Here is a 21458-nt window from a genome sequence, read left to right on the forward strand (position 1 = left end):
CCTTGTTTGGCGGCAGAAATGTCCGTGATGGCCCGGCGGGCGGAGCCGGCGACGGGATGATGACGCACACGCCGTCGATATCGGTCACGTTTTCGCGGCTCGAGCGCCCGCCCGGACGGTGTCTTCTCCTTGGCTCGATCCGTTGACGGGCGACGCTCGCGAGGTTACGGTCAGGACCGTTATCGCGCACAAATGAACGCCATCACGGAGGTGGTGCTGTGCAGATCCTCGTGGACAGTCCCTCATCGGGAGCGGAGCGGCAGCGGGCCCGGCGCTTCTTCGCTCGGGCGGAAGGCAGCGGGTGAGACACGCCCTGTTGCACGGAACGGCCGCGACGGCGTTTCTCACGGTCCTGCGGGGCGGCTCGTTGCCCACCCTCGACACCGTGCAGCCCGGGACGATCAAGGCGGCGACCGTGCTGCTGACGGTGGCGATCGATGAGCGGCTGTACCGGGTCGCGGTCCCGCGGCCGCGACGAACCCCTGCAAAGAAAGCGAACCCATGCGAAGGATCTTCACCGCGTTACTCGCGGTCCTGACGGGGACGGTGCTCGCCGTCGTCGCCGTGCCCCCGCTACCCGCACAGGCCGGGATCTGGCACGAGTACCCGCCGGCGGCGAACAGAACCTGCAGCGAAACTCGCGTTCACAACGGCACCGCCTATCAGGTCTGCCTGGAGTTCAACTCCGCCCGCACGCAGGTCCGCAGCGTCGCCTTCATCAACCCGGGCGCGTACACCAACTTCCAGGTGAACCTGCGGCTCACGTTCGGCGGGGGCGGACCGGACATCTCCGACTCGTGCCCCACGATGACCACCAACGCCAGCCGGGCGTGCTACACCGCCTTCACCGACCTCAGGCGTCCCTACGTCGTCACCCAGGCAACGTTCGGCATCGCCGGGACGTGGCAGCTTCCGGTCCGTGCCCTGGACATGAGGCTGTCGGCCAAGCAGCAGGAACGGGCCAACTGGTGCGGGCCGGGCGTCGTACAGACCACGCTGTCCACGATCGGCATCTCGGCTCCGCCCCAATCGGAGCTGGCCGACAAGCTCCAGACCGAGGAGACTCTCTTCGGCGCGACCATGCCGGGCAGGATCCCCGCCGCGATCAACTCCTACATCCCCGACTCCGACTGGCAGTACAAGTGGGAGGAGATCTACGTCGCCAACGGCCAGACCTACGAGGCGGGAATCGACCGGATCGTCACGTCCCTGTCGCGGGGCAGGCCGGTGATGATCCTGGTGATCCCGGGCAAGCTGCCCTGGTGGAACTCCGCCACGCCGCTCCTGCGGCACTATCTGACCATCCACGGGTACGGCGGCGTGGTTCACGGCGATGGGTCCGTGCATCCTTCGACGTTCAAGGTCGCCGACCCCGCTGACGGCAGCGAGCACTCCATCGATGTGGACCGGCTGCTGCTGGACAACGCCAACCTCGCGTGGAACTGGGTCGATCACGTCGCCATCGTGCGAACCTGACCCGGGCGCGAGGGGGCGTCCGCCGTACCGTGGGAGGAGGTCGATCCGGCGCTATGCGGCCTGACGCTGTTCATGTCGTCGGGCGGCCTTGGGAACGTGGTCGTCGAGGGCCGGCTCGGCCCTGATTCGCGGCCTCCGCGCGGACGACACGCACGGGTCCTGCTGGATCTGACGGCCGAGCTGTGGCGGGCTCGGCCGTTCCCGGCGCCCGAGCTGGCCGGCCTGCCCGCCTCCCTGCGCGGCCAGCGGACCACCTCCTTCACCACCGTCCACGGACGGCCGCCCGCGTCTCCCCCGCATGCTTCGCGTCGGCGGGGTCATTGACCCCGTGCGCTACCGGCAGGGCTCTGCCCTGCGGCGGCCGCGTCCCTCCCCGTCAGGGCAGGCGGCATTCCGCGGCGGCCTGCTCCAGCACCGCGAGTTGCGCGCCGGCTTGTTCGCCGCGGGGCCACAGGACGGCCAGGGTCGAGATGCCGAGCTGCGCGTACCGGCCCAGGCAGTCGCGGAACGCCTCGATCGAGGCCAGCGGGCGCTCGCCCCCGTACCCCAGCACCGCCAGGCGGGGCAGGGTCTCCGGGGGGCGGCCCTGTTCGGCGCAGATCTCGTCGAGGAGGGCGAGCTGGCGGCGTACCTCGGCGTGCGGGGTGCCGGCGTAGGTGGCCGGGTTCTGGCTGATGTCCTGCGTTATCCACAGGTCGGCGTGGCGTACGGCCAGTTCCATGCCGCGTCTGGCGGTGGCGGCGACCGCCAGGGGCGGCCTGCGTGCTTCGCCGCCGCCGATGGCGACCTGGTGGGCGGTGAAGTGGCGGCCGGAGAAGTCGGCGGTGTCGCGGGTCAGCAGCAGGTCGATGAGCTCGGTCCACTCGGCGAAGCGGGCCGTGCGTTCGGCCCGGTCGAGCGGGGCGCCGCCCATGGCGTCGGAGTCCGCGCCGGGGCCTCCGGCGCCGAGGCCCAGCACGAAGCGGCCCTCGGAGAGGGCGTCGAGGGACAGGGCGGCCTTGGCGGTGGTCACGGGGTGGCGGAAGTTGGGCGCGGTGACCATGGTGCCCATTCCGATGCGGGAGGTCGCCGCCGCCGCGGCCGCGAGGGTGGTGTAGGACTCGTGCCATACCGGCCGGTCGTTCAGGTTCAGGTGGTCGTACAGCCAGCCGCGGCCCAGCCCGTACTCCTCGGCCTGGAGCCATTCCTGGCGCATGTCGGTCCACGGGGAGTCCGGCCACATGATCACATCAAGGTTCACGCCGGTCACAGTACTCGTGGGGCCGTAAGGGGTCCGGCACCAGATCGGGGTCTGGGCGGCCGGGCGGGAGGCTCGTTCGAGGAGTGCCGGTGAGGGGGCCGGCAGGTCCTCCCGGAGCGTGGCGGCGGTGGTCGGCGCGGTGATGTCCGCGCCGGTCGCGTCGGGACCGACAGCACCCGACGCGCGGGGGCGAGGGCCACCAGGCGGTCGCCTGTGCCGGCCATGCGCACGCAGGCGCTGCGGCGGAAATAGCCCCGGCTCCTCCTGGGGCTCGGCGCCGCGCCCGGCCTCTCACGGCCAGAACTGCAGGGTGATCAACGTCCGCTGGACGACGTCCGGTGGGAACGCTCCGTGGCCGAGCCGGTCGCGGTGGACGCGGACGTTCCACCGCCGGTCGGGCCGGCCGAGGTCGAACCTGCTGCCGGTCAGGTCAGTGCCGGCGTTGTCCTCGGGCTGGATGGTCCCGGATTCCAGGTAGACGGTCCCTTGCCAGGTCGAGGCCGCGGGCGGGTGTGTCGGCGGCTCGCCGTCCCACACCTCGTACTTGATGATGCAGCCCTGCTCGATCGGCTCGTCGATGGCGATCCAGTTGTCCTGGGCCGTGGCCCATCCTCCGGGCTCGATGGCGTAGGTGTCAGGGGATTCCTCGGCCGCGGTGTCGGCCACGCCGGCGAAGCCGCGGATCGGGTCGTCGTCCAGCAATTCACTGATCAGTGCGGCCATGCTGCCGGCCTCCAGCGGTTCGAGGGTGGTGGCGATGCCGAGAACGAGGGTCACCATCCCACCTCATCGGGCGGTCACGGCGCTGGCCGTGGCCGATGCGGGCCTCACTGACCAGGCTGAGCCGTGGGTGGATGTGTACCTCGTCCCTCCTGTGGTAGGTGGTGTTCGGCGCGTCGGGGGCTCCGGTCGAGGATGCATCTCATATGTGAGATATGGTCGTCTCTTATGACAGATGATTACTTGGTACGGATCGGCCGGTTGATTCGGGATGCTCGGCAGCATCGCGGATGGACGCAGTTGCAGCTGGCGGACGCGCTGGCGACGAGTCAGAGCGCGGTGAACCGGATCGAGCGCGGCAACCAGAACATCAGCCTTGAGATGATCGCCCGGATCGGTGAGGCGCTCGACAGCGAGATCGTGTCGCTGGGGTACGCGGGTCCGATGCATCTGCGGGTGGTGGGCGGCCGGCGGTTGTCGGGCAGCATCGATGTCAAGACCTCGAAGAACGCGTGCGTGGCGCTGTTGTGCGCGTCGTTGCTGAATTCGGGGCGGACGATCCTGCGCAAGGTGGCGCGGATCGAGGAGGTCTACCGGATCCTGGAGGTGCTGGCCTCGATCGGGGTGCGGGCGCGGTGGATCAACGAGGGCAGTGATCTGGAGATCGTGCCGCCGGCTCGGCTGGAGCTGGAGGCGATGGACACCGAGGCGGCGCGGCGCACTCGGAGCGTGATCATGTTCCTGGGTCCGCTGATGCATCGGACGGAGCAGTTCCGGATCCCGTACGCGGGGGGTTGTGACCTGGGAACCCGTACGGTGCAGCCGCACATGTCGGCGTTGCGGCACTTCGGGCTGGACATCACGGCGACGGGCGGCTTCTACCACGCGCGGGTGGACGGGTCGGCGGCGCCGTCGCGGCCGATCGTGCTGACGGAGCGGGGTGACACGGTGACGGAGAACGCGCTGCTGGCGGCGGCGCGTCATGACGGTGTCACGGTGATCCGCAACGCGTCGTCGAACTACATGGTGCAGGACCTGTGCTTCTTCCTGGAGGAGCTGGGTGTGCGCGTGGAGGGGGTCGGGACGACGACGCTGACGGTGCACGGGGTGCCGGTGATCGATCGGGACGTGGACTACTCCCCCAGCGAGGACCCGGTCGAGGCGATGAGCCTGCTGGCGGCGGCGGTGGTGACGTCGTCGGAGCTGACGATCTGCCGGGTGCCGGTGGAGTTCCTGGAGATCGAGCTGGCCGTCCTGGAGGAGATGGGGCTCGACTGCGACCGGGGGCCGGAGTACCGGGCGGCGAACGGGCGTACGCGGCTGGTGGATCTGACGGTGCGGCCGTCGAAGCTGGTCTCCCCGATCGACAAGATCCATCCGATGCCGTTCCCGGGGCTGAACATCGACAACGTGCCGTTCTTCGCGGCGATCGCGGCCTCGGCGCAGGGGTCGACGCTGATTCATGACTGGGTGTACGACAACCGGGCGATCTATCTGACGGAGCTGACGCGGCTGGGGGCGTCGGTGAAGCTGCTGGATCCGCACCGGGTGCTGGTCGAGGGCCCGACGCGGTGGCGCAGCGCGGAGATGATGTGTCCTCCGGCGCTGCGGCCGGCGGTGGTGGTGCTGCTGGCGATGATGGCCGCGGAGGGGACGTCGGTGCTGCGGAACGTGTACGTGATCAACCGGGGGTACGAGGATCTGGCGGAGCGGCTGAACGCGCTGGGGGCGCGGATCGAGACGTTCCGCGACATCTGAGGCGGGCCGGTTCGGGCTGGTGGCGGTGGCCGCGGGTTTTTCGTCGGTGGGGTCGGTTACGGTCGTGGGTGATCGTGTGGTCCTGGCGGCGTGCAAGGGGGTTGGCGGGTGCGGCCTGCGGAGCTCGAGCGGTTGACGGTGGTGGAGGCGGCTGACCGTTATGTGGAGCTGGTGCGGGCGCGGACGGTGACGGGGGGTTTGTCGGCGTCGACGGCGGAGGTGTACGCGCGGGACGTGGCGACGCTGGTGGAGCTGGCCGGGGCGGATCGGGTGCTGGACGATCTGACGGGCGAGGACGTGGACGCGGTGCTGCTGGCGTTCGCCCGCAAGCCGGACGGCCGCTCCCCCGCCGGGTCGGGCGGCAGGGGGCAGTCGCCGTCGTCGCAGGCGCGGTTCCGCCGGTCGGTGTCGGCGCTGTTCAAGCACGCGGCGCTGGTGGGATGGGTGCAGGTCAATCCGATGCTGCACGCGACGGTCACGGCCAAGGAGCGGGGCGGGCTGCGTCCGCATCGGCGGGCGTTGACGCGGGAGCAGGCGCAGGGGCTGATCGGGGCGGCGCGGCGGCTGCCGGAGGAGCCGGTGGAGGCCGGCAAGCGGCGCGATCAGCGTACGGAGCTGCGTGACGGGCTGATCGTGCTGCTGCTGGCGACGGTGGGCCCGCGGGTGTCGGAGCTGACGCGGGCGAACGTGGAGGATTTCTTCACCAACGACGGGGTGCGTTACTGGCGGATCTTCGGCAAGGGCGGGCGTACGCGGGACGTGCCGTTGCCGGATGACGTGGCGCGGGTGCTGCAGGCGTATCTGGAGCGGGGGCGGCGGCCCGCGGAGGTGGAGGAGAAGGCGCTGCTGCTGTCGTGGCGGGGGCGGCGGCTGGCGCGGGGGGACGTGCAGGCGGTGATCGACCGGGTGCTGGCGCGGGTGGACCCGGACCGGCGGCGGTCGGTGACGCCGCACGGGTTGCGGCACACGACGGCGACGCATCTGCTGGCCGACGCGGTGGACATGGACGCGGTGCGGCGGGTGCTGGGGCACAGCGATCTGTCGACGCTGGGGCGCTACCGGGACGAGTTGCCGGGTGAGCTGGAGGTGGCGATGCGGACGCATCCGCTGCTGCGGGGCGAGGGGTCCTAGCGGGGGTGCCCGGGCTGCTGGAGGATCGCTCGGCGTTCGTGGCGGAGCTTCTGCGCGAGCGGGGCCGCCGGAAGGACGGGGTCAGGGGCGGCGGTGCAGGAGCATGCCGGGCCACTCCCCCACGGTGAAGGGGGCTTGGCGGGTGAAGCCGCAGCTTTCGTAGTAGGCGACCAGGCGGCCGTCGTCGCCGGCGTAGCAGTCGACGCGCAGGAGGTTCAGGCCGCGCTGGCGGGCCTGGTGGGCGGCGTGGTCGAGGAGGGTGCGTCCGACGTCGTGGCCGGCGTGGCGGCGGTCGATGACGAGGGCCTGGACGTAGAGCTCGGGTTCGGGGGCGGGGGTGACGTAGTCGTGGGCGTCGCCGAGGACGATGCAGCCGGCGGGCGAGCCGTCGCGTTCGGCGATGCGCATGCCGCCGCCGTGGGCCCAGCGGGTGACCTGCTCGGTGCGGCGGGGGTTGCCGGTGAAGGGCTGGTCGCCCCATTGGCCGGTGCGGCCGTGGGCGGCCAGCCAGGCGACGGCGCTGTCGAACATGGCCAGGACGGCGGGGACGTCGTCGGGGGTGCCGGGGCGGATGCGCACGTGGGGTGGTGTTCCTCGGGGAGCGGGGGGTGGGTCAGGCGTTGTCGTCGTGCAGGGCGCTGCCCTTCTTCCACTGGGAGAAGGGCATCTGCCAGTAGCCCCAGCCGTTGTCCCATTCGAGCTCGCGGTCGGTGCCGGTGATCTCGACGACGTCGCCGCGCTGCATGGTGTCGTAGAACCAGCGGGCCTGGTCGGGGCGGGCGTTGACGCAGCCGTGGCTGACGTTCTGGCGGCCCTGGGCCCAGACGTTGTCCTTGGCGTGGACGTACTCGCCGGAGTTGGAGATGCGGACGGCGTGGTTGATCATCACGTCGTAGTAGCCCTCGTCGCCCTTCTTGCGGCCCGGGGAGATCATGCGGACGGGGTTGCCGCGCTCCATGGTGAGGTGGACGCCGGAGGTGGTGGTGTATTCGCGGGTGGTGGCCATGCCGGCGCTGATGCGCATGGTCTGCACGCGTTTGCCGTCTTTGTAGACGTACATCATGTGGGTGCGGGTGTTGACCTTGCTGATCTGCTTGGCGCCGATCTTGAGGGTGGCGGTGTAGTCCTTGGTGCCGTACAGGCCCTTGCCGGCCTTGATGCCGGTGATGCCGGCGTTGAAGGTGACCTTCTGGTGGGCGGGCCAGTACTTCGCGGTGCGGTAGATGACCTTGGTGTCGTTGACCCAGCGCCAGGCGCCGTCGACGGGCTTCTCCGCGTCGATCTTCAGGGCGCTCTCGATGGCGGCCTTGTCGGCGACGGGCTGGTTGAAGGTGACGATGATGGGCGCGCCGACGCCGAGGGTCTCGCCCTTGGCGTTGGGGGTGACGTCGATGACCTGCAGGGCGCGCTGGGGCTTGGCGGTGGTGAAGGTGCTGGTGGAGGTGGTGGCGCCGGCCTTGGCGGTGACGGTGTAGTCGGTGGAGGGCTTCAGCGGCGTCCGGGAGATCCAGCGGGTCTTGTCGGCGTTGTAGCGGCCCTCGATCTCGTCGCCGCCGGCTTCGACGGTGACGTTCTCGAGGGCGCCGCCGGCGGCGGCCACGACGATCTTCTTGTCGGGGCTGACGGTGGCGCTGCCCTCGGCTGGGCTGATCTTGACGACGGGGGCCTCGGGGGTGGCGCTGGCGCTGGCTTCGGGCGCGTCGGGCCGGCCGCCGGCGGCGTTGCCGCCGGTCGACGAGCAGGACGTGGTCAGCGCGGCGGCGGCCAGCAGGGCGAGCGAGACGGCCGGTGTCCGCCAAGCGGTCGCTACGTTCACAACTGTCCTCTCCCCCGGGATGGTCATCGCACCCCAAAAACCTTAATGCTCCTGCATGTAAGACGAGGAATCATATGGGAGAGTTCGGTCACATTTACATCACTGTCGGGCGATCAGGCCAGCTCAACGCGGGGTCAGGCGATAGGTCAGGCCGGTGTGCCGGCGGCCGGCGCCCTTGGTGCGCACGGCCTGCGCCAGCGCCCGGCGCGAGCCGACGATCACCACGAGCCTCTTGGCGCGGGTGATGGCGGTGTAGAGCAGGTTGCGCTGCAGCATCATCCAGGCGCTGGTGGCCAGCGGCACGACGACGGCCGGGTACTCGCTGCCCTGGGAGCGGTGGATGGAGACGGCGTAGGCGTGGGCGAGCTCGTCGAGCTCGTCGAAGGCGTAGTCGACGTGCTCGTCCTCGTCGGTCAGCACGGTCAGCCTGTGCTCGTCGGGGCGGATGTCGGTGACGATGCCGACGGTGCCGTTGAACACCCCGGCCGCGCCCTTGTCGTAGTTGTTGCGCAGCTGGGTGACCTTGTCGCCGACGCGGAAGACGCGCCCGCCGTAGCGGCGTTCCGGCATGCCCTCGCGGGCGGGGGTGAGGGCCTCCTGCAGGGCGATGTTGAGCGCGCCCGCGCCGGCGGCGCCGCGGTGCATGGGGGCCAGGACCTGTACGTCGCGGCGGGGGTCGAGGCGGAAGCGGCCAGGGATGCGGCGGGCCACGACGTCGACGGTGAGCGCGGCGATCTCCTCCGGCTCCTCGCAGGGGAACAGGAAGAAGTCCTTCATGCCCTCCAGGACGGGGTGGCGGCCGGTGTTGACGCGGTGGGCGTTGACGACGACGCCGGACTCCTGCGCCTGACGGAAGATCTGGGTCAGGCGCACGCGCGGGATCTCCGGCGCGGCCAGGAGGTCCTTGAGCACCTCGCCGGCGCCGACGGAGGGCAGCTGGTCGACGTCGCCGACGAACAGCAGGTGGGCGCCCGGGGCGACGGCCTTGACGAGCTTGTTGGCCAGCAGCAGGTCGAGCATGGAGGCCTCGTCGACGACGACGAGGTCGGCGTCGAGAGGGTTGTCGCGGTCGAAGGTGGCCTCGCCGCCGGGACGCAGCTGCAGCAGCCGGTGGACGGTGGTGGCCTCGTGGCCGGTCAGCTCGGCCAGGCGTTTCGCGGCGCGGCCGGTGGGGGCGGCCAGGATGACCTTGGCGCGTTTGGCGCGGGCGAGGGTGACGATGGAGCGCACGGTGAAGCTCTTGCCGCAGCCGGGGCCGCCGGTCAGGACGGCGACCTTCTCGGTGAGGGCCAGGCGGACGGCCTGGCGCTGCTCGGGGGCGAGCTCGGTGCCGGTCTGGCGGTGCAGCCAGGACTCGGCGCGTTCCCAGTCGACGTCGGCGAAGGCCTTGAGCCGGTCGTGGCCGGCGTTGCGGCCGCCGCGCAGCAGGGTGAGCAGGGTGCCGGCCAGGGACAGCTCGGCGCGGTGGAAGGGCGGCAGGTAGACGGCGGGGACGGTGTTGTCGCCGGCGGGGACGTCCTCGGCGACGACGCCCTCGGCGGCGGCCAGCTCCTGCAGGCAGGCGGTGACCAGGTCGGGCGGCACGTCGAGGATCTTGACGGCGTCGGCGGTGAGGTTGGGGGCCGGCAGGTAGCAGTGGCCGTCGTCGGCGGCCTGGGACAGGGTGTAGCGCAGGCCGGCCTTGACGCGTTCGGGGCTGTCGTGGGGGATGCCGACGGCCTGGGCGATGGTGTCGGCGGTCTTGAAGCCGATGCCCCAGACCTCGTCGGCGAGCTTGTAGGGCTGGGTGCGCACGACGGAGATGGACGACTCGCCGTACTGCTTGAAGATGCGCACGGCGATGGAGGTGGACACGCCCACGCCCTGCAGGAAGATCATCACCTCTTTGATGATCTTCTGTTCCTCCCAGGCGGCGGCGATCATCTTCGTGCGCTTGGGGCCGAGGCCGGGGACCTCGACGAGACGTTCGGGCTGCTGCTCGATGACGTCGAGGGTGTCGGTGCCGAAATGGTCGACGATGCGCTCGGCCATCTTGGGGCCGATGCCCTTGATGAGGCCGGAGCCGAGGTAGCGGCGGATGCCCTGGATGGTGGCCGGCAGCACAGTGGAGTAGGACCACACCTCGAACTGGCGGCCGTAGCGGGGGTGGGAGGTCCAGCGGCCGTTCAGCCGCAGCGACTCGCCGACCTGCGCGCCGAGGAGGGGGCCGACGACGGTGAGCAGGTCGGCGCCGGTGCGCTCGGTCGCGACGCGGGCGATGGTGTAGCCGGTCTCCTCGTTGGCGTAGGTGATGCGTTCGAGTACGGCGTGCAATTCGGTGCCGGGGCCTGGCGCACCCGCGTCTGTCCTCCCCACGCCGATGAGATTAGGGCAGACCACCGACATCGCGACACCCGGCCCGAGGGCGCGGCGAGGACGGTAATAAGTGGGCAAGGCGCGGCGCGGCCCCGATGCGGGCGTCATGCCGAGGGGCATAAGTGACGCAGGTCCATCGGGGGAGGATGTCGTGGCCACCAAGACGATCGACGTCTCGCTGGCGTCCATCAGGAACACGAACGATTTCAAGGTGTCGCCGGCGGGGGTCATCAACGCCCAGTCGGTTCGCGCCGTGGACGACGAACAGATCTTTGACAGCCAGAACCTGTTCCTGCGCCCGAATCGCGATCATCCGCTGCATCCGAGCGGGGCGCTGTTCATCCCGCCAGGCCAGAGCCTGACCTACAACGTCACCAAACGGCTGCAGATCTCCCACTTCGATGCGGAGAGCACGGGCGCGCTCAACCAGATGCTGATATTCCGCCGCGAACTGACCGAACGCATGGTGGTCGACTCCGAGCCCGACGACGTGAGTTACCAGGGCAATCTCAACCACAGGGTGCTCTTCGACGAGATCAACGGGTTCCGGGAGGTCACCGTGGACTACACCGCCATTCATGGGGATGTCAGGGCCAAGATCCTCGTGACGTACACGGTGAACCGGGTGGCCTAAGCTCGGCGAGACGGTACGGATCGTCTTACGGCGTGGTACGATCCGGGGCATGGCCAAGCAGCCCGACCCCGCCCGCCGCAGCCAGCGCTCCCGGCAGGCCATCCTCACCGCGGCCCGCGAGCTGGTCTCCGAGGTCGGATTCGCCAAGCTGAGCATCGAGGCCATCGCGGCCCGCGCCGGCGTCGGCAAGCAGACCATCTACCGCTGGTGGCCCTCCAAGGGCGCGGTGGTGCTGGACGCCTTCCTCGCGCTCAGCGAGGGCGGGCCGGAGCACGACCTCGCGCTGCCCGACACCGGCGACCTGGAGGCCGACCTCAAGACGGTGATGCGGGCCACGGTGGCCGAGTTCGCCGACCCGGCCTTCGAAGGGCCGGTCCGCGCGCTCAACCTGGAGATCATCAACGATCCGGCGCTGGCCGCGCAGTACCGCGAGAAGCTGGCCGGGCCGGTGGACGAGGCCAAGAAGGAACGGCTGCGCAGCGCCCAGAAAGCCGGGCAGCTCGCCGCCGGCGCCGACCTCGACCTGGCGCTCGAACTGCTGTACGCCCCCCTCTACCAGCGCTGGCTGCTGCGCTCCGGCCCGCTCACCCCGCAGTACGCCGACGCCCTCGTCGACGCCTTCGTCAAGGCCATGCGCCCCTGAGCCCGCCGGCGCGGGTCAGCCGAGGTCGGCGAGGACCGCGTCCAGGACCTTGGCGAGCGTCTCGGCGTTGGCCGGGTCGAACCAGGTGGTGCGGACGCGTTCGTTGAGCCCGTTCGGGGTCTCGTGGTCGGCGGCCAGGCGCTGCAGGGAACGGCTCTCGTCGGCCAGGGAACGCCCGGCCGCCCCGAACAGGCCGCGTACGTAACGCTCGGCCTCCTCGTGGGCCAGGCCGTGACCGGCCGCCCACGTCGCGAGCGTCGCCAGGAACGCGTAGTGCGTGGTCAGCGTGCCGGTCAGCGCGGACATGACGTTGAAGGCCGCCTCGTCCGCGACCGGCAGCGCCTCCCCCAGCCGGGCGAAGAACGCGTCCACGGCCGGGTGCGACGGGTACGTCACGGTCACGCAGCGGCGTTCCCGTACGGAAGGCAGCGGGATGGCCCGCACCAGCGGGGCGCCGGGACCCACGGCCCGGCGCAGGTCGGCGAGGGACAGGCCGGCCACCACGCTGACCACGACCGTGCGCTCGTCCACCCGCAGGCCGGCGAGCACGTCGTGGGCGTCGGGGCGGCGCACGGCGACGATCACCAGGTCGGAGCGGTCCGCCACCTCCTGGTTGGAGGCGCACACCCCGACATTGGCGTAGCGTCCGGCCAGCTCGGCGGCCGCGCGGGCGCCGCGCGGCGACAGGTGGACGCGCGGCGGGTTCTCGACGCCGTCGCTCAGACCGTCCACGACGGCCCGGCCGATCTCGCCGACGCCGATGATCCCGATGTGCTGCACGAAGGGCTCCTTGGTGGAGGGTCAGGCGCGCGGTTGATCCTGAAATGATCGCCGCCGGGCGTACATAGGCAGAGGTGTCAATGTAAATGATCCGATGAGGAGATCTGCCATGGGAACCGCCCGTGGATGACGAGCGGCGGGCCAAGTTCGAGGCCGCCTACAACCAGGCCTACGGCCTGATCACGGCCTACGCCGCGCGCCGCTGCGACTCCCCGCAGGACGCCGCCGACGTCGTGGCGGAGACGTTCACCGTCGCCTGGCGGCGGGTCGAGGAGCTGCCGGACGGGGCGGCGGCCACGCCCTGGCTGTACGGGGTGGCGCGCAAGGTGCTGGCCAACCACTTCCGGGGCGACAACCGCCGCCGGGCGCGCACCGCCGAGCTCGACGCCGAGATGGCCGACCTGTACGGCCACTCCCCCGACACCGAGGTCGAGCTGGACGCGATCGGCCGGGCGTTCAGGAGCCTGCCCGGGGAGGACCGGGAGCTGCTGTCCCTGGTCGCCTGGGAGGGACTGGACCGCGAGGAGATCGCCGCGGCACTGGGGCTGTCGCGCAACGCCGTACGCATCAGGCTGCACCGCGCCCGCAGGCGCCTGGCCCGCGCGCTCGCCCGGGCGGGCGGGCAGGCAGGCGCGGGCAATCCGCTGATCCCGTCGGAGAGGTCGCTGTGAGGGACGACACCATGAACAACAGGGACATCAGGCACGACAGCACCGGCGACATCGCCGCGATCAGGGCGCTGGCGCGGGTCGAGCCCGGCGGCCGGGGCGGCGAGGCGTCCGGCGCGGCCGGGCGGGCGCTGCTGGCCGCGATCACCGCGCAGGAGCCGCCACAGGAGACGGCACAGGAGGCGGAGCAGGAGACGGTGGCGCGGCCGGTCCGGCGGCGGCTGCTGCGGCGGCCGGTGCTCGGGCTGGCGGCCGCGGCCGCGCTGGCCGCGGGCATCGTGACGGTCCCGATCGCGCTGCGCGACGGCACGCCCAGCTCCTACGCCGTCACCCTGGACGACGGCACGGTCACCATCCAGATCCGCGACTTCGACGACGCCGCCGGGCTGGAGCGGCGGCTGAAGGAGCTGAAGGTGCCCGCGATCGTCGACCACGTGCCGGAGGGCATGATGTGCAGGCAGCCGCGCGGCACGTTGGTGCAGAACATCCCGCGCGGCCTGTACAGCATGCCGGAGAACATCCCCGGCGAGACCGAGGGCTGGCAGATGCGGATCAACACCAAGCTGTTCGGGCCCGGCCAGACGTTCGTGTGGACCATCAGCGGCAAGGGCGGCGTGACCACGACCTACCTGATGGAGGGCCCGGTGGCGGCCTGCGAGCCCGTGCCCACGCCCACCTTCCAGATCAAGGAGCCGGAGTTCCGCGTCGCGACGACCAAGGGGCGTTCGCTGGAGGGCCTGCGCGTGGACGAGAAGACCGTCGGCGAGGTCCTGCCCGAGCTGCGCAGGCGCGGCAGGAAGGTCCTCTTCGCGATCATCTCCGTGCCGCCGGGCAACCCCGGCGGGTACGGCGTCGACCGCGTCCAGAAGGAGCCCGTCGGCGACGGCTGGGTGGTGTGGGAGGCCGAGGAGAACGCCGAAGGGACGATCCGGCTGCTGGTGACCGAGCAGCGGCTGAACAGCAACCCGGTCTACGGCGGGCCCCGGGACGCGCTCTACGACTGAGGCGGCCGCGCCCGGCGGCGGTGGCTCGCCAGCAGTTCGCCGCCGACGTCCACGTAGCCGGCGAACAGCCCGATCACGTCGTCGAGCCGTTCCCGCGCGGGGCCGGGAGCCACCAGGTCCTGGCCCTCGCGCAGGGCGGCGATCAGGGTTCTGGCGCGCGCCTGGCTGGCCTCCAGCAGCGACTCGATCCCCGCGGTGGCCTCGACCAGGAGCCGCCTGCTGCCGGGCTGCGGGATCACCCTGGCCAGCCCCCAGGAGGCGAGCTGCCGGACGGCGGTGCTCACCGCTCCCTTGCTCAGTTCGAGCTCGGCGGCGATCGTGTCGTGCGAGATCGGCTCCTCGCCGAGCAGCAGCAGCCCGTAGACGCGGCCGGTCGCGTGCGGCAGGTTCCAGGAGGCCAGCAGGTCGCCCACGGAGGTGCAGAACGCCCGCCGCTCGTCCGCGCTCATCGCCGGGCCTGCCCGGCCTGCCCGGGCGCCTCGATGGTGGCCAGGAAGTTCTCGATCGCCTCGTTGACCGCGCGGGGGTTGTCCTGGTTGGCGATGTGGCCGGCGCCCGGGACGACGATCTCCTTCACGCCTTCGGCGGCGGCCCAGCGGGGCATGGCGGAGGCGATGTCGCCGGTGCGGTCCCGCTCGCCGCGGATCAGGCACAGCGGCACCGGCGTACGGTAGCCGGGGTCGGGGTCGAGCAGGGCGACGGTGGCCCGCCAGGCCTGCAGGAAGTCCTTCTTCGGCAGAGTGGCGAAGGCCCGCCGGGCGTCGGCCCGCGCCTCGGGGGTGACGGCGGAGGCCGCGGCCATCAGCGGCGGCAGCGCCCTGGCGGGGATCGCCGCCAGGATCGGCGCGGCGGACCGCAGCAGGAGCCGGTCCCAGGAGGACAGCGGCGCGGTGTTCGGGGCCGAGCCGATGACGACCAGGGCCCGCGCGAGGCCGGGATGCCGGCGTACGACGGCCTGGCCGAGGTTGCCGCCGAGGGACTGCCCCACCAGCACCGGCCGGTCCAGGGCCAGGTGCTCGACGAGCGCGCGCAGGTCCGCGACCGCCTGCCCGGCGGTGAACGGGACTCCGGTCGGGCGGGACAGGCCGTGGCCGCGCAGGTCCCACAGCACGACGCGGTACCCGCGCTCGCGCAGGTGGTCGCGCTGGGCGTGGAACATCGCGTGGTCGGCCCCGGCCCCGTGGGTGAACAGCAGCGGGACGCCGTCGCCGCCGCTGTCGTCGTAGCGCAGGCCGCAGCCCTGGAAGGGGAACACCGACGGTAGATTCAGCATTCTCTAAATATAGTGAACTATCGCAGTCTCGTCGTCGCGAGCTTCGGGTACGCGCTGATCTCGGCCTCGGTGAACCGCCCGGTCACCCACTGACCGCGCGCGAACAGCTCGCTCTGGTCGGCGTGGTGCGGCGAGGCCGGGTTCGCCGACAGCGAGTACGTCAGCACCGTACGGGCCCGCGGCCCGGCCGGCGTCAGCTCCACCGCCATGAGGAAGCTGGAGCCGGTGTCGACGTCCGGATAGCGGCCCTGGCCATCGAGCTCGCCGCCGGTGCGGATCCGGTCGAAGCAGCCCTCCCCCTCGGTGCAGCCCGGCACCGGCACCGAGCCGTAACGCTGGGCCTGGCCGGGCGTGAGCGTCAGCGGCAGACCGGCGGCCGTGAACGCGCGCACCGCGTCGGCCAGCGCGATCTCCACCACCGGATCGGTGACGTCGAGGCCGCGCGGCGTGGTGAGCGGGTGCGCGGCGTCGAACGGCACCTTCCACCAGCCGTCCGGAGGGGCGGGCGTGCCGTCGCCCCGCCGGTGGGGGCGGTTCAGGCCCAGGAAGAACTCGCGCCACAGGATCGCGCCGCGGCTGTCGAGCCGGGCCCGCCCGTCCCAGGCCGCCAGCGTGGCGCACGCCTGCCGGACGTCGACCTTCGCGCCGTCGCCCGCCGTCATCACGGGCTTGGCCCGGCACAGCGCGCGCAGGTCGGAGCGCAGCAGCTCGGCGCTCAGGTTGCGTTTGCCGGTCGCGCTGCGCTGGAGGGCCTCCAGCGTGAAGCCGGCCGCGCCGAGACCGTCGCGGCCCGACAGCCGCTGGGCGATCATGTCGAGGCCGACCCGGGTGCGCAGATCCCGCTGCGTCCCGCTCTCGCCGTAGACGCGCGGGTGGCCGGTCAGCGGCGCCTCGGGGTTGGTCAGCCAGGGGCCGGCGTTGGCGTTGGCGACGTAGTCGGCGCGGGCCAGCCGGGGCTGGGCGGCCGGGCCGAAGATCCCCGGCTCGACCGCGTCGGCGTCCCTGCCCCACAGGCAGTCCGACCGGGAGCCGTCCAGGACGAGCATGCGGGGGTCGTCGCCGGCGCGGCAGCGCCCGGCCTGCTCGTCGGTGACGTGCGGCACGATCGAGGTGTCGGCGAAGTACGCCTGGCCGCCGGCGTCCGCGGCCAGCGTGTGGACGAACGGCATGCCCTGGTGGGCGTCCTGCGCGCGGCGCAGCGCGGCCACGTCGCGGGCGGCGGCGATGGCCAGCCACTCGTCGGCGAAACGCAGGTTGGCGGCGTTGGCGTCGGCCAGGGCGAACGCGCTCTTGTCCGTCCAGTCCATGCCGAGGACCGGGCCGTAGCGGGAGGTGTGCACGCCGTGGTGACCTCGCCGATCGCGCCGCTTGGCTCGCGCACGGCGACCTTCACCTCCTGCCGGCCCATCGGCTCGGCCCTGCCGTCCACCAGGTACGTGGTGCGCGCGCCCGGCACGAGCGTGAGCCGGTACAGGGTGAAGTGGCCGGCGTGGGAGACGGTGTGCGTCCAGGCCAGGCTCGCGTTGTGGCCGATCTGCACCATGGGCGTGCCGTACAGGCTGCCGCCCGACACGTCGAGCACGCCCGGGATCGTCAGATGGACCTGGTAGAAGCGGCGGCTGCCGTTCCACGGGAAGTGCGGGTCGGCCAGCAGCATGCCGTGGCCGCCCCGGGTGGCCTCGCGGCCGAGCGCCCAGGCGTTGCTGCCGGGCGCGGGCGTCCTGCCGTCCGGCCGGTCCGCCTTGCCGCCCCGCGGCGTTTTCCTCGCCGCCTGGCCGGAGGCGGCGATGGCCTCCTTGAAGGAGGAGCTGCCGCCCAGGTCGAGCAGGTTCATCCAGACGTCGGCGGCGGTGATGGGGCCGACCCATTCCTTGCCCCGGCAGGCTGGGTCCGGCAGCCGGGCCACGCCGGTGTCGCTCAGGTAGCGGTTGTAGCCGGCGACGTAGCCGTCCACGAGCGCGCGCAGCTCGGCGCTCGGGCCGTACGGCGCGGGGCGGGCGAGCACCCGGCGCAGCACGCCCGACGAGCGGACGTAGGTGTAGTAGGCGTCGCCGGCCAGGTTGGAGATCGGCTCCATGACGTCGTCGGACACCGCCTCCGCGCCGAAGTGGCGGGAGCGCTCGCCGCGCAGGGTCAGCACCCACGAGGCCATGACGCACAGGTTGTCCTGGGCGAAGGCGTAACCGTAGCCGTAGCCGAGACCGCCGTGGTCCTTCGCGGAGATGTGTGGGATGCCGTACTCGGTGCGCCTGATGTCGGCGGCGTAGCGGCCCGCGTCCGCCGGTCCGGCGACGAGTAAGGAGGCGGCCAGCACGGTGGTCAACACGGCGGAGGCTGTTCTGATCATCGGCTGGTCCTCATTCGAAACGGGCGTTGTCGGGCGCGGTCACGCGCTTGAGCAGGGGCAGGCCGGCCAGCACGATCAGCAGCGCGGCCAGCAGCCCGCCGCCGACCGTCAGGAGATAACCCGTGCCGGGCAGCGCCGCGGGAGCGCTCTTGATCGCGAGCTGGTCGATCACCGGCCCGGCCACGCCGAAGCCGGCGACCGCCGCCACCAGGGCGGCCAGCAGCACGGGGACGGCCGTCTCCAGCACCACCACCGTGGACAGGGTCCGCGTCGGCGTGCCGCTCAAGCGCAGCAGCGTGAACGGCTGCCTGCGCTCCACCACGCCCCCGGCGACCGCCACCAGCAGGCCGCAGCCCGCCACCAGCAGGGTCAGCGCGACGATGGCCAGCGCGACCCGCTCCACCTGGTCCAGCAGCACCTCGCGGAACCGGGCGACCTCGGCGAACGTCAGCGGGGTCTCGGCGCTGCCGGAGCCGGCCACGTACGGGGTGAGCGAGGTGCGGATGCGCTCACGGACGGCCGGGTCGCCGGCCCGGATGAGGACCGCCGCCAGGGAGCGCCCGCCCGAGGCCGGCTTCCCCGCGACGGCGGGCGCGGCCGGGCTGGTGGGGTCCACGATCGGCAGGTTGCGGTCGACCGACAGCAGGTTGTCGCTGGTCAGCAGCCGGTTGAAGTCGGCCGCGACCGCCCGCGCGCCCGCCGGGCACGCGCCCAGCGCCGGGAAGCGGGCCAGGTCGTCGCACTCGACCACGTGGCCGAGCATGAAGTCGAGCCGGCAGCCCGGCCCCGGGTCGCACGGCAGCGGCCCGGTGAGCGGCTCCTGTGCCGGGGTCCTGCGGTAGATCGGCAGCACGGTGACGCCCGGATGGGCGGCCACCTCGGCGAGCAGCTCGTCCGCCTCGTCCGGGTGGAGCGGGCGGCCGGGGGCGGCGTCGGCGTAGCCGAACGGAACCCGCATGACCTCGTTCAGCGTGCCGCCGCCGGCCGCCCGCTGGCCCGAGACGACGGCGGGGACGATCCCGGCGACGGCCGTGCCGATGAAGACCGCCAGCACGATCCCGTTCACCGAACGGAAGGCCGCCTTCGGCTCGGCCGCCAGCCTGCGCGCGGCCAGCAGGGTCGCCGCGCCCCGCGTGAGGCGGGCGGCCAGCCGCGCGGCCAGCATCGTCAGCCACGGCCCGGCCACCACCAGGCCGACCATGACCAGCGCCAGGCCGGCGTCGGCGAGCACCGGGTCAGGCTCCCTGCCGCCGCCCGCGAACGCCGGGCCCGCGAACAGCCCCAGCCCCGCCAGCAGCGGCAGCACCCGCCACCATCCCGGGGCCGGGGCCCGCGTCCTGCGGGCCGCGCCGAGCGGGGTGATCCGCACCCGGCGCAGCGACCACACGGCGGCGACCGCCGCGGCGAGCGGCACCCCCGCGACCACGGCCGCGTACTGCGGCGCGGTCGGCGCGACCACGTCGGGGAAGAACCGCGAGCCGGTGACGGCGACACCGGCGAGGGCGGGCCGTACCGCCTGGAACAGTGCCACGCCGGCGAGCGCGCCCAGCAGCGCGCCGAGCGCCGCGTCCGCCGAGGCGATCGCGTTGATCTGGCGCGCCGTGGCGCCGGCCAGCCTGACGGCGGCGAAGCGGGCCTCGCGGCGGGCCGCGGCCAGGCGCGTGGCGGTGCCGATGAGGACGAGCAGCGGCACGATCAGGCCGATCGCGGCGATGCCGAAGCCGTGCTCGTACAGGGCCGTCATGTCGTCCGCCGGCGGAGCGTCCGCGACGGTGTCGACGGCGACGGTCCCGGCCATGCCGGCCAGCTCGCCGGGGGTGCGGCCGACGACGGCGACCAGGTCGTCGGGGCCGGACAGCGCCGCCCGCCCGACGAGGCCGGCGCGGGCGCCGGGGAAACGGGCGGCGAGCTGCTCGCGCGGCACGGCGGCCATCAGGTCGGCGAGCGCGGGCGAGACGTGGAAGCGCCCGGCCGCGGGCAGCGCCGGCAGGCCCGGCATGGCCGGGGCGGGCGTGCCCGGGTCGAGGACGGCGACGTCGAGCCGTTTGATCGGGCGGCCCGCGTAGGAGTCCTGGCGGTGGTTCCACAGCACCGCGCCCGGGGTGGCGCCCAGCGCCCAGCCCGCCGGCGCCGAGCCCGTCGTGCACTCCCAGCAGGGACGCTCGGCGGTGACGCGGAAGGCGTTGAACAGGGCCAGCGTCGACAGCAGCACCGTCACCCCCAGCGCGACGGCGGCGCCGACGAGCGCCAGCCGGACGGCCCCCTCCCTGCCGCCGCGCAGCGCCAGGCACAGGCCCAGCCAGAAGGTCATCTGACGGCCTCGCCGGCGTACTCGCTGGCGTAGGGGTCGGTGACCTTGCCGTCGCGGACGATGACCTCCCGGTCGGCGCAGGCGGCCACGCGGGAGTCGTGGGTGACCACGATCACGGTGACGCCCTCCTGGCGGGCCAGGCCGACGAGCAGGTCCATGACCTTCTCGCCGGCGAGGGAGTCGAGCGCGCCGGTGGGCTCGTCCGCGAAGATCACCTTGGGCCGGGTCACCAGCGCGCGGGCGATCGCGACCCGCTGCGCCTGCCCTCCCGACAGCTCGCCGGTGCGGCGCTCGCCCAGGCCGTCCAGCTCCAGCCGCTCCAGCCAGCCGCGCGCCCGCTCGTAGGCGTGCCTGCGCGCGGTCCTGCCGAGCAGCAGCGGCAGGGCGACGTTGTCGGCCGCGGTGAGCTCCGGCACGAGCTGGCCGAACTGGAAGACGAAGCCGAACGCGGTGCGGCGCAGCCGCGAGCGGCCGGCGTCGCTCAGGGTGTCCAGCCGGTCGCCGTCGAACCAGACCTCGCCCGCGTCGGGCGTGAAGATGCCGGCCAGGCAGTGCAGCAGCGTGGACTTGCCGGACCCGGACGGGCCCATGATCGCCAGGATCTCGCCCGCCGTCACCGACAGGCTGGCCTCGCGCAGCGCCGGCGTACGGCCGTAGGAACGGCTGATCGAGCGGGCCCGCAGCAGCGGGCCCGGCGCGGGAAGCGCGTCGATGGTCATGCCCCGCGCACCGTCTCCGCCAGCGCGCCCAGCCGGGCCGTGGTCACGTCGATCCAGCGCAGGTCGGCCTCCAGGTGGAACAGGGCGTGGTCGGCCAGCAGGGCGTCCACCAGGACGCCGCCGCGTTTGACCTCCGACAGCTCGCGCATGCGCCGCATGTGCGTGGCGCGCTGCAGGTCGAGGTAGCGCTGGGCGTCGTGGCCCAGCATCAGCGCCAGCACGACCTTGGTGAACAGCACCGTCTGCAGGAACGGCTCCGCCGCGACCGGCTCGCTCAGCCACGACTCGACCTCCTGCTTGCCGAGCGGGGTGACGGAGTAGCGTTTGCGGTCGGGGCCCTCGCCCGGCTCGCTCTGGCCGGCGGTGACCTTGCCGTCGCGGGCCAGGCGGGCGAGCGTCGAGTAGACCTGCCCGAAGGGGAGCGGCTTGCCTCGGCCGAAGTAGGTGTCGTAGGCGCGCTTGAGGTCGTAGCCGTAGCTGGGCTCGCGGTCCAGGAGGCCGAGGAGGGCCAAGGGGACTGTCATGGCCGCCGACTATACACCAGGGGTATACACGCGACGGATAGCCGGACCGGGATGATCGT

General features: G+C 72.4%; 19 protein-coding genes and 1 pseudogene. 7 read left to right on the forward strand and 13 right to left on the reverse strand.

Annotated elements, in window-relative coordinates; translation table 11 throughout:
* Positions 1 to 501: 501 nt before the first annotated feature.
* On the forward strand, positions 502 to 1476 hold the full coding sequence (locus AC27IY_RS11260; RefSeq protein ID WP_371250542.1) for a C39 family peptidase: 975 nt from the start codon (positions 502 to 504) through the stop codon (positions 1474 to 1476).
* A gap of 376 nt (positions 1477 to 1852) precedes the next feature.
* Here the strand turns inward: AC27IY_RS11260 and AC27IY_RS11265 are convergent, their stop codons facing one another.
* Both AC27IY_RS11265 and AC27IY_RS11270 read right to left on the reverse strand, forming a co-directional pair.
* Entirely contained in the window at positions 1853 to 2716 is an 864-nt protein-coding gene (locus AC27IY_RS11265; RefSeq protein ID WP_487177894.1) for an LLM class flavin-dependent oxidoreductase, read from the reverse strand.
* A gap of 291 nt (positions 2717 to 3007) precedes the next feature.
* A complete protein-coding gene (locus AC27IY_RS11270; RefSeq protein ID WP_487177895.1) occupies positions 3008 to 3496 on the reverse strand; it encodes a hypothetical protein in 489 nt (162 codons plus the stop codon).
* Positions 3497 to 3664: 168 nt separating this feature from the next.
* On the opposite strand from AC27IY_RS11270, the gene AC27IY_RS11275 reads away from it, so the two are divergent.
* Together AC27IY_RS11275 and AC27IY_RS11280 are read left to right on the forward strand one after the other, a co-directional pair.
* On the forward strand, positions 3665 to 5194 hold the full coding sequence (locus tag AC27IY_RS11275) for a helix-turn-helix domain-containing protein (RefSeq protein WP_344217164.1): 1530 nt from the start codon (positions 3665 to 3667) through the stop codon (positions 5192 to 5194).
* Between the two features lie 108 nt (positions 5195 to 5302).
* Positions 5303 to 6325 (forward strand): tyrosine-type recombinase/integrase, encoded by a 1023-nt coding sequence (locus AC27IY_RS11280; RefSeq protein ID WP_423446873.1) that lies wholly within the window; start codon positions 5303 to 5305, stop codon positions 6323 to 6325.
* A gap of 81 nt (positions 6326 to 6406) precedes the next feature.
* On the opposite strand, the gene AC27IY_RS11285 is transcribed toward AC27IY_RS11280, so the two are convergent.
* From AC27IY_RS11285 to recD2, 3 genes are all read right to left on the reverse strand, one after another.
* A complete protein-coding gene (locus tag AC27IY_RS11285; RefSeq protein WP_487177896.1) occupies positions 6407 to 6904 on the reverse strand; it encodes a GNAT family N-acetyltransferase in 498 nt (165 codons plus the stop codon).
* 34 nt (positions 6905 to 6938) lie between these two features.
* On the reverse strand, positions 6939 to 8141 hold the full coding sequence (locus tag AC27IY_RS11290; protein ID WP_487177897.1) for a L,D-transpeptidase: 1203 nt from the start codon (positions 8139 to 8141) through the stop codon (positions 6939 to 6941).
* A 123-nt stretch (positions 8142 to 8264) separates the two neighbouring features.
* Entirely contained in the window at positions 8265 to 10496 is a 2232-nt protein-coding gene (gene recD2, locus AC27IY_RS11295) for an SF1B family DNA helicase RecD2 (protein WP_487177898.1), read from the reverse strand.
* Positions 10497 to 10647: 151 nt separating this feature from the next.
* Between recD2 and AC27IY_RS11300 the strand changes: the two genes are divergently transcribed.
* Together AC27IY_RS11300 and AC27IY_RS11305 are read left to right on the forward strand one after the other, a co-directional pair.
* Complete coding sequence (locus tag AC27IY_RS11300; RefSeq protein WP_487177899.1) at positions 10648 to 11130, forward strand: hypothetical protein; 483 nt, start codon at positions 10648 to 10650, stop codon at positions 11128 to 11130.
* A 49-nt stretch (positions 11131 to 11179) separates the two neighbouring features.
* Positions 11180 to 11773, forward strand: coding sequence for a TetR/AcrR family transcriptional regulator (locus AC27IY_RS11305; RefSeq protein WP_371250548.1), 594 nt, complete (start codon positions 11180 to 11182; stop codon positions 11771 to 11773).
* 15 nt (positions 11774 to 11788) lie between these two features.
* Here AC27IY_RS11305 and AC27IY_RS11310 read toward each other — a convergent pair whose 3' ends face one another.
* Positions 11789 to 12553, reverse strand: a complete 765-nt coding sequence (locus AC27IY_RS11310) for an NAD(P)-binding domain-containing protein (protein WP_487177900.1) — start codon at positions 12551 to 12553, stop codon at positions 11789 to 11791.
* Between the two features lie 122 nt (positions 12554 to 12675).
* Between AC27IY_RS11310 and AC27IY_RS11315 the strand changes: the two genes are divergently transcribed.
* Entirely contained in the window at positions 12676 to 13224 is a 549-nt protein-coding gene (locus tag AC27IY_RS11315) for an RNA polymerase sigma factor (protein WP_423471263.1), read from the forward strand.
* Between the two features lie 11 nt (positions 13225 to 13235).
* Complete coding sequence (locus AC27IY_RS11320) at positions 13236 to 14225, forward strand: hypothetical protein (protein ID WP_449956518.1); 990 nt, start codon at positions 13236 to 13238, stop codon at positions 14223 to 14225.
* On the opposite strand, the gene AC27IY_RS11325 is transcribed toward AC27IY_RS11320, so the two are convergent.
* From AC27IY_RS11325 to AC27IY_RS11355, 7 genes and pseudogenes are all read right to left on the reverse strand, one after another.
* Positions 14216 to 14674, reverse strand: coding sequence for a GbsR/MarR family transcriptional regulator (locus tag AC27IY_RS11325; RefSeq protein ID WP_344217184.1), 459 nt, complete (start codon positions 14672 to 14674; stop codon positions 14216 to 14218). The two genes, AC27IY_RS11320 and AC27IY_RS11325, sit on opposite strands and share 10 nt — an antisense overlap.
* On the reverse strand, positions 14671 to 15498 hold the full coding sequence (locus tag AC27IY_RS11330) for an alpha/beta fold hydrolase (RefSeq protein WP_487177901.1): 828 nt from the start codon (positions 15496 to 15498) through the stop codon (positions 14671 to 14673). The genes AC27IY_RS11325 and AC27IY_RS11330 overlap by 4 nt, the downstream gene beginning before the upstream one ends.
* A 17-nt stretch (positions 15499 to 15515) precedes the next feature.
* Entirely contained in the window at positions 15516 to 16805 is a 1290-nt protein-coding gene (locus AC27IY_RS11335; RefSeq protein WP_487177902.1) for a penicillin acylase family protein, read from the reverse strand.
* A gap of 116 nt (positions 16806 to 16921) precedes the next feature.
* Positions 16922 to 17845, reverse strand: a pseudogene (locus AC27IY_RS11340) (penicillin acylase family protein); the annotation flags it as partial.
* 10 nt (positions 17846 to 17855) lie between these two features.
* The gene (locus AC27IY_RS11345) at positions 17856 to 20156 is read right to left on the reverse strand and encodes an FtsX-like permease family protein (RefSeq protein ID WP_487177903.1); all 2301 of its coding nucleotides are present in this window, start codon (positions 20154 to 20156) and stop codon (positions 17856 to 17858) included.
* Positions 20153 to 20875, reverse strand: coding sequence for an ABC transporter ATP-binding protein (locus AC27IY_RS11350; protein WP_487177904.1), 723 nt, complete (start codon positions 20873 to 20875; stop codon positions 20153 to 20155). Before AC27IY_RS11350 ends, AC27IY_RS11345 begins: the two co-directional genes overlap by 4 nt.
* On the reverse strand, positions 20872 to 21399 hold the full coding sequence (locus tag AC27IY_RS11355; protein WP_344217194.1) for a PadR family transcriptional regulator: 528 nt from the start codon (positions 21397 to 21399) through the stop codon (positions 20872 to 20874). Before AC27IY_RS11355 ends, AC27IY_RS11350 begins: the two co-directional genes overlap by 4 nt.
* Between the last annotated feature and the right edge of the window lie 59 nt (positions 21400 to 21458).

The organism is Nonomuraea sp. B208, from assembly GCF_057536035.1.